Raw genomic sequence first — 3,099 nt, forward strand, 5'->3', positions numbered from 1 at the left:
GTGGTAAATCCGTTCATCAGCAGCGCGCGCAGCACCGGCAAGGACTTCAACGTTTTCGCGATGCTCGAGTCGAGGGCCATCAGCAACCCCACCGGAGGTGCCAGCGTCACATGGGTGTGGCAGTCGATGAAGCCCGGCGTCAACGTGTGCCCGGGGAGGTCCACCACCCGGGTATCCGGTGGAGCCTCGATCGCGTCGGCAACGCGCTGGATGCGGCCGTCGACGACCAGCACCTGGTGTGGCGCGGGCTGCGCCGAAATCCCGTCCCACACAGTGGCGCCCGTGATCAGTGTCGCCGGCATCGTCGTCACCTTTCGAAGTTCAGAAGCGATAGCGCAGGATGCGCGCCGTGCGGGCGCCGGATTTGGTCATGCCCATCAATCGGGTCGCGACTCGGGCCGCAGGCGGATAGAGATCGACCTCCGGCGCATGCGACAGGCTGGTCTCTTCGACCAGTCGCAGACGTGGGCTCCAGCTCTCCGGGACATGTGCATCGCTGAAACCTTGGTAGGCCCACTGGGTTCCGACGGCGCTGAAGACGATCTTCATAGCGGCGATGTTGAGCCGGCCGACGTGCCCATAGTCGTTCATCGCCAGCTCGCCGGACCGGAAGTACTCGGGAATGTGGTGGAACAGGTTCACGATCACCGATTCCGGTAAGAACGCCAGTAGGCCGTCGGCGACCAGCATGGTGGGCCGGTCGGGCGGAACCCGATCGGTCCAACCGTTGTCGGCCAGTGATGCCGCCACCGAATGGGCGCGGTCGTCGCCCGGCACCAACTCATCGCGCAATGCGATGACGTTCGGCAGATCGACGTTGTACCAGTCGACCGTGGCCGGCGGCGCGACGCGCTGCATGGCGGTGCCCAGACCCGCGCCGAGGTCGACCACGACGGCGTCTGGGTGCTCGGCGACGAAATCGCGTACCCGGTCGTCGAGCATCTTGGCCCGCAACGCGGTCTGGCGCACCGCGCTCGCCGGCACACCCAAACCGTCGAAGTCGAAGTCGATGTTGGCGACGATCTCATCGGCCAACGTGTCACCGAGTATCGGCCTGGGCCAACGGCTGTCGAGCGCGCGGGCGTACTGGGTGACAAACGCGGTCACCTCGATGGGTGTCAAGTCGGTGATCGCAATTCCCATATGCGCAACGTAGCGCAGGACTAGCCTCGGCTGCGTGAACGATTCAAAAACCGCCTCCGACCAGCCGGGCACGCTATGTGCGGCATTCCAGCGCAACGCGGTGATCGACCCGGACGCCGTCGCGCTTCGCACCCCTGGCGACAAGCAGACAATGACCTGGCGGCAGTACGTGGCCGACGTGCGCCGGGTCGCGGCCGGCTTGGCCGGCCTCGGCATCCGCCACGGTGACACGGTTTCGCTGATGATGGCCAACCGCGTCGAGTTCTACCCGCTGGAAGTGGGGGCGCAGCACCTCGGCGCCACCTCGTTCTCGGTGTACAACACGCTGCCGGCCGAACAACTCACCTATGTCTTCGACAACGCCGGCACCAAAGTGGTGATCTGCGAGGAGCAATACGTCGATCGGATCCGGGCCAGCGGCGCGAAGCTGGACCACATCATCTGCATCGACGGTTCCCCGGCGGGCACGCTGTCGCTGGATGATCTTTACGCCGCCGGGAAGGAAGATTTCGATTTCGAGTCGACCTGGCGGGCCGTTCGGCCCGACGACGTGGTGACCCTCATCTACACCTCCGGGACGACGGGGAATCCCAAAGGGGTGGAGATGACCCACGCCCACCTGCTCTTCGAGGCCCAGGCCCTCGAAGCCGTTCTTGGCGTCGAGTTCGGCGATCGGACCACCTCATTTTTGCCGACAGCGCACATCGCTGACCGGACGATGGCGCTGTACAACCAAGAGGTGTTCGGGGCGCAGATCACGGTGATCTCCGATGCTCGCGCGATCGCGGCGGGGTTGACCGACGCGCGCCCGACCATCTGGGGCGCTGTACCTCGGGTCTGGGAAAAGCTGAAAGCGGCAATCGAATTCACGGTCACGCAAGAGCAGGACGAGGCGAAGCGGCAGGCTCTGCAATGGGCGATGTCGGTCGCCGCAAAACGTGCCGCGGCAATGGTCGCCGGCCAGGATCTTCCGGACGACGTCGCCGCGGAATGGGCCCAAGCCGATGAACTGGTGTTGTCTCAGCTGCGCGTCAAGCTGGGACTGGACCAGCTGCGGTGGGCGGTGTCGGGTGCTGCCCCGATCCCCAACGAGACGCTGGCCTTCTTCGCCGGAATCGGCATCCCGATCGCCGAGGTGTGGGGCATGTCCGAGTTGAGTTGTGTTGCCAGCGTGAGTCATCCACGCGACGCCCTACTGGGTAGCGTGGGCAAGCTGCTGCCCGGGCTGGAGGGCAAGATCGCCGAGGACGGCGAGTATCTGGTGCGTGGACCGCTGGTGATGAAGGGCTACCGCGGCGAACCGGCGAAGACAGCCGAGGCGATCGATCCCGACGGCTGGCTGCACACCGGCGACATCCTTGACGTCGACGCCGACGGCTATCTGCGGATCGTCGACCGGAAGAAGGAGCTGATCATCAACGCGGCCGGAAAGAACATGTCGCCGGCCAACATCGAGACCACGGTGCTGGCCGCCTGTCCGATGGTGGGCGCAATGCTGACAATCGGCGACGGCCGCCCGTACAACACCGCGTTGCTGGTATTCGACGCCGATTCGGTCGGCCCCTATGCGGCCGATCTCGGACTGGCCGACGCCTCGCCGGCGGCGCTGGCGTCCCACCCGGAGATGCTCGCAAGGATTTCGGCAGGGGTGGCCGCGGGCAACGCCAAATTGTCTCGTGTCGAGCAGATCAAACGTTTCCGCGTGCTGCCCCACCTGTGGGAGCCGGGCGGCGACGAGATCACTCTGACGATGAAGCTCAAACGCCGGCCGATCGCGGTCAAGTACGCCGCGGAGATCGAGGAGTTGTACGCCAGCGAACCAGGCCCGGACATCCACGAGCCCGGACGCTCGTCGACAGCTCAGCCCGCGTAGCGCGCCCGGGTCGACGCCAGCTTCCGGTGGTCGCGTAGCGCTGTCACCAATCCGCGCCGCGGCGCGTCGTCGGTGTCGTGGAG

At 65.7% G+C, this 3,099-nt stretch carries 3 protein-coding genes; 1 reads left to right on the top strand and 2 read right to left on the bottom strand.

Going from position 1 to position 3,099, the window contains the following annotated elements; all coding sequences use genetic code 11:
• Both WAN02_RS17845 and WAN02_RS17850 read right to left on the bottom strand, forming a co-directional pair.
• A partial coding sequence (locus WAN02_RS17845; protein ID WP_422265579.1) for an amidohydrolase family protein occupies positions 1–302 on the bottom strand: 302 nt, incomplete at its 3' end.
• Positions 303–321: 19 nt separating this feature from the next.
• Positions 322–1,143: a class I SAM-dependent methyltransferase gene (locus tag WAN02_RS17850; RefSeq protein ID WP_422265580.1), complete on the bottom strand. Its 822-nt coding sequence runs from the start codon at positions 1,141–1,143 to the stop codon at positions 322–324.
• A 34-nt stretch (positions 1,144–1,177) separates the two neighbouring features.
• Here WAN02_RS17850 and fadD11 point away from each other — a divergent pair, with 34 nt between their 5' ends.
• Entirely contained in the window at positions 1,178–3,016 is a 1,839-nt protein-coding gene (fadD11, locus tag WAN02_RS17855; protein ID WP_422265581.1) for a fatty acid--CoA ligase FadD11, read from the top strand.
• Positions 3,017–3,099: the final 83 nt, after the last annotated feature.

Origin of the sequence: Mycobacterium sp., from assembly GCF_049281135.1 — a bacterium.
Lineage (GTDB): Bacteria > Actinomycetota > Actinomycetes > Mycobacteriales > Mycobacteriaceae > Mycobacterium.